This is a genomic window from Halolactibacillus alkaliphilus, assembly GCF_900115465.1.
Lineage (GTDB): Bacteria > Bacillota > Bacilli > Bacillales > Amphibacillaceae > Halolactibacillus > Halolactibacillus alkaliphilus.
The window spans coordinates 1-7,293 of the sequence record NZ_FOWN01000057.1 but is presented as its reverse complement, the minus strand read 5'-3'; the positions used below and the strand labels follow the sequence as shown (position 1 = coordinate 7,293).

General features: G+C 38.9%; 7 protein-coding genes. 1 reads left to right on the top strand and 6 read right to left on the bottom strand.

What is annotated here, in order from left to right; all coding sequences use genetic code 11:
• A partial coding sequence (locus tag BM163_RS13440) for a transposase (RefSeq protein ID WP_177200262.1) occupies positions 1-181 on the bottom strand: 181 nt, incomplete at its 3' end.
• Between the two features lie 382 nt (positions 182-563).
• Between BM163_RS13440 and BM163_RS13700 the strand changes: the two genes are divergently transcribed.
• Positions 564-707, top strand: a complete 144-nt coding sequence (locus tag BM163_RS13700) for a lmo0937 family membrane protein (protein ID WP_143088242.1) — start codon at positions 564-566, stop codon at positions 705-707.
• Positions 708-856: 149 nt separating this feature from the next.
• On the opposite strand, the gene BM163_RS13435 is transcribed toward BM163_RS13700, so the two are convergent.
• The 5 genes from BM163_RS13435 to BM163_RS13415 form a co-directional block, all read right to left on the bottom strand.
• A complete protein-coding gene (locus BM163_RS13435; protein ID WP_229675587.1) occupies positions 857-1,471 on the bottom strand; it encodes an SGNH/GDSL hydrolase family protein in 615 nt (204 codons plus the stop codon).
• A 296-nt stretch (positions 1,472-1,767) separates the two neighbouring features.
• The gene (locus BM163_RS13430; RefSeq protein ID WP_089803682.1) at positions 1,768-3,429 is read right to left on the bottom strand and encodes a sensor domain-containing protein; all 1,662 of its coding nucleotides are present in this window, start codon (positions 3,427-3,429) and stop codon (positions 1,768-1,770) included.
• Positions 3,430-3,709: 280 nt separating this feature from the next.
• A complete protein-coding gene (locus BM163_RS13425) occupies positions 3,710-6,343 on the bottom strand; it encodes a cation-translocating P-type ATPase (RefSeq protein WP_089803681.1) in 2,634 nt (877 codons plus the stop codon).
• Positions 6,344-6,630: 287 nt separating this feature from the next.
• Complete coding sequence (locus tag BM163_RS13420; protein ID WP_089803680.1) at positions 6,631-6,954, bottom strand: hypothetical protein; 324 nt, start codon at positions 6,952-6,954, stop codon at positions 6,631-6,633.
• A 154-nt stretch (positions 6,955-7,108) separates the two neighbouring features.
• Positions 7,109-7,293, bottom strand: a 185-nt coding sequence (locus BM163_RS13415) for a zinc ribbon domain-containing protein (protein ID WP_143088218.1), incomplete at its 5' end; no start/stop codon positions are given.

The window sequence follows — 7,293 nt, the reverse complement described above, 5'->3', positions numbered from 1 at the left end:
CATGGTCAATATCGTGGTTCCATTCAACTAATGTGATATTATATTTTTCACTCAATGACACAAATTTATCTTTGGCATAATCCGAAATCGTATCATCTATTACTTTTCTTCGATACTTCACAACTAACACAAGATGGTAATGCATCAAAAATACTGAATGATTGTTACTGTCTAATTTCATTGTTATCTCAATCCTTATACTTAATAAGACTGATTACACCATAATAAGAAAAAAGACAAAATAAAAAACCTTTGGGCTGTCGCCCAACCGACATTCATCTCCCCCTTATCGTTGGGCTACGCCCTTCACACGCTTGAAGAGGGAGACTTCTTTCGGAAGTGCGTTAAAAAAGACATAAATAAAACGCAACACTTCGTTTTTATAAACGAAATACTGCGTTAGCTAAAGTGATAAGTTGAATTATAACACCCTTTTTTCACTTCTGCAAGTACTAATTCTTTATTCCTATTTGTTGGAAAAACTGTTTATATGCTTTCTATATGGGTAAGTTAAAGTAACGGCACATTCACCCATCAATAGACTAAAGAAAGGAGTGGCGTGTATGCTTTGGACTATTATTAGTATTTTATTAATCATTTGGCTAATAGGGCTTATGTTTAATGTCGCAGGTAGCCTAGTACACATTCTACTTGTCATTGCCTTAATCGTCTTTATCTACAACATGATTACCGGACGTAAGCGATAACTATGAGAAAGCCCTCTACTTATCGAGTACAACCGACACATACATCAACCTGATGAGCCGATTAACAGCTGATCAGGTTTATTTTCACTAAGAGGATAAACGTTGTCTAAGATTCAGCTAAACACATAGCTAAATCTTTTTCACGCTCTTTACTTACTTAAAATCGTCTCAATCCATGTCTTAGCCATAAGTGTATCACCCGTACTCGTTGTATGAACGCCGTCAATTGTTAAAGGTAATTCAAGCCCACGTTCAATATAGTCAAGAAAAGCTTCGTGTGTTTTTACACGCGGTAACTGATATGTTTTACTCATCACTTCAACAATCTCTAAATAAGGCTTAAGTAATTGATTGCCTTTTGATTCAGCATCTTCTTCAATCACAGTTGGATCCATCAAAATAATTTGGGCGTTTGTTTCTTCTAATGTCCGTCTAATCAACGTATGGTAGATCTCTTCAAAAACATCTGGCGTGACTTGGTCCATATCTGATGCATCCAGTTGACGCCACACATCATTGATCCCAATTGAGATGGACAAAATATCTGGTTGCAGGTCAATCACATCTTCTTGCCAGCGCGCTTGTAAATCCGTGATGCGGTTACCACCAATTCCTTTATTGATGATCTCTGGCACATAGCCTTTACTTGTCGCGTAATAATCACGAATCATGCGAACATAGTTGTCCCCAATTTCACGAAAATCATCTGTTTTTCCCCACTCTGTAATACTGTCTCCGATAAAAACAATCCGTTCTTTTTTCAAATGAAACAACCTTTCTTTATTATAATGATGTAAACACATTATATTATACACTATGTTTATCCGTCGGATAAAGTTATTGATGTATGCACTCAGCAAAACTTTTCAATACGCAATCACGTTGTGTATTTAATTCAGCTTTTTATTTGTCAGCATTTTCTTACGAAGTCTTATTCTCTTTTAAACATAGATCTGCCTGTATAAAAATCAATAATAAGGAAGTACTGTATTACTTGGTATTATTATTAATTAAAAACAACGCCCTCATAATATAAGGACGTTGCCGTTTAGCGATAGGTTCATTTTTTAGTTGATACGGCTTTAAAGACAGCTCTATTTTTCCCATGCCGTTTTGCTTGATACAAAGCTTCATCCGCATGAGACAAGATATTATTTAATTCACATTGCAATTTTTCAGGCATGACCACCCCAATGCTGACACCCACATTGAGCGATGCACCGTTAACAACATGTGGTTCTCTAAACTTCGCTTCAATTCGGTCGACAATCCGTGATAAATTCGTCGCATCTTGGACTTCCGGCAATAAAACAATAAACTCATCTCCACCAAGACGCGCAACCGTATCCATATCACGCAAGGCCATTTGAAGCCGTTGACCTATCTCAACAATCACTTGGTCTCCTACTTCATGACCGTATTGATCATTGATCCCTTTAAAGTCATCCAAATCCAGCATTAAGACTGCAAAAGGCACTTGATGGCGTTCATACAAACTCATCACTTGTTCTAAGCGAATTTGAAACATTCGACGATTGGCAAGTCCTGTAAGTGGATCTTGGTAAGCCATTTGTTTTAGTTCCCGCTCATATCGCTTACGCTCTTTTATATCACGCGCAACGACAATCGTTTTTTGGTGCTGATGATCGTCATCAAATATTGGCTCAAATTGTAACTCAAACCAATGTTCATCACCAAAGGCATCAACAATCTTCCCTTCTTTCTTAATCGATTGTTGTTCTTTTAACATTATCTTAAAAAGATGATACATGTCCACTTTTGATTTCTCTGACAATATACTTAAAGCCGGTTTATCAATGAGTTGTTGTGATTCATATCCAAGTAACTTTTCATGTGACGGTGAGACATAGACAAACGCATGGTCTTTATTTAAGATTTGAATCAAGTCAGACGTATGCTCAGCAATTAACCTAAAGCGTTGTTCACTTTCATAGAGTGCGCTTCTTGCGAAGCTTTCTGTCGTTAAGTCCTTCACAACGAGGTAAATCCCCTGAACAGCCCCGTCTAAGTGCATCGGAATAAACTTCACTTGAAGTTCCATACCAATACCATCTTTTGTGACAAGCTGTATATCAATTGACTGTGGAAGTCCCTTAACTGTCTTGAAAAAACGTGTTCTAAATGCCTTTGTATAATTATAAAAAACCTCAAAGATATCCTTTGGAAGGTCCTCATGATGAATCGTTTTGATTAATTTTTGGAATGCATTATTTTTTTTAATAATACGCCCTTCATTATTTGTATAAGCAATGGGGTCTGTATTTTCTTTAAATAGCGCTTTATAGCGCTCACGTGAGAGCTCTAATCGCCGTTGACTAATATACATTTGATCTTCTATTTGTTTTTCTATTGTTAAATCTCTCGTTACCGCAACAATATGCGTCACTTGACCATCTTTTATGATCGGTGTTAAAACCGATTCAGTCACTCTTTGACCGGTTGAAATGTAATAGTCATCTTGATAACGTGCCTGTTCTTTTGTTGTGACGACTTGTTGATATTGACTTATCAAAATCGTTGCTTTTGTTGGAGGATTCACGTCATCTATCGCCTTACCAATCATATCTTCAGTAAAGTTTAAGACTTCTTTCACTTGTTTATTCACCCGTTCGTAGAAAAAACTTGTGGCATCGCCACCCACCCTCATTATAAAAACCATATCCTCAATCGCATCAATGATTTCTTGACTCATCAATTCCATTTTCGTCACCCAATTCCTAGACAATTTGATTTGATTATAACACTATCTTTACAACCTATGCACCAAATACGTAAACGTTTACTAAAAACGTGTCTATTTACCTTATTAATTATTTCATCCTTAATTATCGCTCTAATTTAACGCCTGCTCAACTTCATCGACATCTTCTTTTTCTAGACTTAAAACGACCGGAACAATGATAGCATTATCCCGGTCGTTTTATGATCGTGCGACTTAAATCATTTTTTTATAAACCAACACCGAAATTAACAAGACTGCTTTACTTGAAAAATTTATGATAGACTACTTTAACTATTTCCATCATCACAACGGCCGCCACCGCAAGTCCAGCTGCCATCGACCAGTGCATGAAACCAAACGACCGTGGAATCGCAAAGATTGAACGAAGACCAGGTAATATAGTCAGTAAATAAAGGCCAAGACACAAGGACACAGCACCTAAAACATACTTATTCGATGTAAAACCCACACCGAAAATCGTCTGCTTATTTGAGCGCGCCGCAAAGGTTTGCAGGGTACGAGATAAAATCAAGGTCGTAAACGCCATCGCCACACCAATTTCTGCGGATGTTTGTAGACCAATTAAGTGTGAGATAATGACCGCAATCCCAATAAATGAGCCCCTTGTAATGACTGATCGTAAAGTATCTCCCGCAAAAATCCCTTCATCAATCGAACGCGGTTCACGTTCCATGACGTCTGGCTCTGATTTTTCCATTCCTAAGGCAATTGCTGGCAGTGAATCATTGACTAAGTTAATAAATAGTAACTGCAGGGCCGTAAATGGATTTGGAAAACCAGCAATAACCGCAAATAAAATCGCAATAATTGCCCCTAAATTACCACTAAAGAGATAAGCAATCGCCTTTTTGATATTATCAAACACGGTTCGACCTACTTTAACGGCATTCACAATTGAGACGAAATTGTCATCGGTTAAAATCATTGCCGCTGCGTCCTTAGATACATCAGTTCCACTTCCCATTGCCACACCAATATCCGCCTGTTTAAGCGCTGGCGCATCATTCACACCGTCACCTGTCATCGCACTAATGTTACCTTTTTTCTGCCAAGCTTTCACAATACGGATTTTATTTTCAGGTGACACACGCGCATACACACGAATACGCTCTAACTTTTCTTCCAACTCAGCATCAGTTAAATGATCGAGTTCTGTCCCAGTTAATGCTAAGTCACCTGTTTCAAAGATGCCAATATCTTTTGCGATCGCCTCAGCTGTTGTCTTATGATCACCTGTAATCATAACGGTTGTGATTCCCGCATGTTTCGTCTGTTCAATCGCCGCATAGACGGCTTCACGAGGTGGGTCAATCATAGCCAATAAGCCAACTAAGACAAAGTCTTCTTCGTCACTAAAAGTGATGGCCGTCGTTGTTGCTGGCATTTCTTTAAAACCAAACGCAAGGACACGTAAAGCTTGACGAGAATAAGCTTCGTTTTGTGTATTTAATTGACGACGTCGTTCATTTGTTAGTGGCTTGATTTCACCAGCTTCTAAAATCTTCGTCGCGCGATTAAACATAACGTCTGGTCCGCCTTTAATAAATAACAGCTTTGACCCTTTATAGTCATTCAGCGTGGACATTAACTTACGATCAGAATCAAATGGGACTTCACTAAGACGTGGATAACGTTCACGTAGCGTTTGATAATCCTCACCTGCTTTGTTCGCATAATTAATCAAAGCCACTTCGGTCGGATCACCGACTTCTTGGTTTTTTGAATCAATATAGGAATCATTACACAATACAGCCGTATCAATTAAGAAACGCTCATCTTCGCTCAGCACATCAAGCGATGTTTCATCGCCTTCTGAGAAAGTAAAGTGATGGGTCACGGTCATTTTATTTTGTGTTAAAGTCCCTGTTTTATCTGTACAGATAACTTTTGTTGAGCCAAGTGTTTCAACGGCAGGTAATTTACGAATAATCGCATGTTGTTTCGCCATTTTATTTGTACCAACAGATAACACAATCGTCACAATCGATTGTAAGGCTTCAGGAATAGCCGCAACAGCTACCGCCACCGCAAACATTAACGCTTGAAGCAGCTCCGTCGTTAAATCAACAGGCCCATCACCTAACCAAATACGTAGCGCTTGTACTAAGAAAATAGCGCCTGATAAAATAAAAATCCAAAAACCTAACTTTCGGCTAAATGCATCTAACTTACGTTGCAGAGGCGTTTGTTTTTGTTCAGCTGTGTTTAATAGATTTGCAATTTTTCCGATTTCTGTTGTTTTTCCGGTCTCTGTCACAACAAATGTCGCACGTCCATTTGTCACAAGTGAACTTGAATAGACAAGATTCACCCGGTCTCCTAACCCTACTTCATCTGTGATGGTATCAACCGCTTTTGTGACAACCTGAGATTCACCCGTTAACATGCCTTCGTTCACTTGCAGTGAGCCTGTTTCAAGTAACCGACCATCGGCCGGAATATAGTCTCCCGCCTCTAAATAGACAATGTCACCTTTAACAAGTTCCCGCGCTGGGATCGTTTGTTTTTCACCGTGGCGCAGTACTTTTGCACTCGGTGCTGACATTTCCCTTAGCGCATCAAGTGAACTCTCTGCCTTTTTCGTTTGTACAACACTGATCACCGCATTGATAATAAGCACCAGCATAATCACGATTGTTTCAATATATTCACCAAGCAACATTTGAACGGCCGCCGCGATTAATAACACAATCACCATCGCATCTTTAAAAGCATCTAAAAATAGCTTCCAAGTAGAAGCTTGTTGTTCTTGTTCTAGTTCGTTATAGCCATCTCGCTCAAGACGACTCACAACCTCCTCTTTTGAAAGACCCTCCATACTTGCTTTTAGTTCTTTTAACGTGTCTTCCTGACTTTTTTGGTAATAAGCCATGACTGTCCACTCCTTCTGTGGTATGAGTTGGTATACTCTTTCTTACTATTCACAAAGAATCGCCTTCGTAAACATAAAAAAGACCCTTACCAACAAACACCCGCGGTGTATTATTGGTAAAGGTCTTGCCTACAACGAACGTTGCCAGTAATGCCGGAGATCATTGATCTCGTAATGACGACATTATTGTTAGAGCTACTCCCCTTTATTACCCTTAATTTTACTCTCAGTTTTACCGTTCGTCAAGTTAAACCGTACGGTTTAACCTTAAATTTACACAACCTGATTTAATGGTAAACATAGGGCAGTAATGTTCGCACAATCGCCTCTTTATAGTCACGCATCGCCACAAACAAATCAAATAACCACCGCTCACCTTCCTCAAAGCGTTTAATCGCGTCGGTAAAGAAAGGCTCTAAATCTCCCTCAACATAAATTTCTAAACCTAATAAAGCATACTCATTTTCAACATATAACGTCGCAACATCGTAAAACTGTTGTAACCATTCCTCTTCCGTCATTTCTCGACACTCCATCTCACTTAACAAACCGAACATGCGCTCCGCCTTATCTATTACTTCTCTCATCGCATCAAATTCATACAAAAACATCTCATCACATCCTGTTCAAGTGATAGTGAACTACTCCCACCACTTACCACCCTTACGGGTTGCTTGAAGTGGGGGCTTCTTGGGTAATCGCCACTTTTGATAGCTGACGAAATTGACCAAGCTAACCCTCTTGTTCCAAGAGTTTATATTTTCATTAGGCACTTGCTAATAAGTGAATACCTTCTTTTTTGATATTGAGTGCTGAATTATAATCTCTATCAAGGTTTAATCCACAATCACATCGATAAGTGCGCTCTGATAATTTGATTTCTTTTACAAAACCACAGTTAGAGCAAGTTTTTGTAGAGGGGAACCATTTGTCTATTTTGACAAGCTGTT